Origin of the sequence: Proteus sp. fly-1067 (assembly GCF_040139345.1) — a bacterium.
Taxonomy (GTDB): Bacteria; Pseudomonadota; Gammaproteobacteria; order Enterobacterales; family Enterobacteriaceae; genus Proteus; species Proteus vulgaris_B.
Genome location: NZ_JBEEUL010000219.1, coordinates 1 through 552, shown reverse-complemented (window position 1 = coordinate 552; position 552 = coordinate 1). Strand labels below are relative to the sequence as shown.

The following is a 552-nucleotide window of genomic DNA, read 5'->3' as shown; positions in this document are numbered from 1 at the left end:
TTAGATATCAATATCATTAATCACACTAAGTATGTTGATTGTCAATTGATAATCTTAAAATATGAAACATTAAATTGAATAGTTTTAACCACTTATCGTGGATGATTAAACAGGGTGCCTTTCAAGCTTTGGCTTGGAGTTTCACCAAATCGAGCTTTATATTCAGCACTAAAGCGCCCCATATGAGCAAATCCCCAACGTAAAGCAATTCCAGTGATATTATTAACATCTCCAGATAAAAGCTCTGAACGAACTTTATCTAATCTTAATGTTTTAAGGTATTGCATTGGGCTGACATTTAAAAAATGGCGAAAGCCACTGTATAAGCTGCGTGAGCTGACACCTGCGACCAGAGCAAGCTGCTCCATCGTAATATTTTCATGAGCATGAATATGCAGAAAATCTTGTGCTTTTTTTACATGTCTAGGACAAACATTGCTGATCCTTTGGTTGTTGCCTGCGCTGTGATTATGAGGAAATGTTGACAGGATAGAACTGACAATGAGCTTTTCCAATTGGCTCACAACGTACTTTTGCTGTCGTAATACTTCG

At 37.1% G+C, this 552-nt stretch carries 1 protein-coding gene; it reads right to left on the bottom strand.

Going from position 1 to position 552, the window contains the following annotated elements:
* Positions 1 to 92 precede the first annotated feature (92 nt).
* On the bottom strand, positions 93 to 552 hold a 460-nt coding region (locus ABN217_RS20085), incomplete at its 5' end, for a helix-turn-helix transcriptional regulator (RefSeq protein ID WP_349459979.1).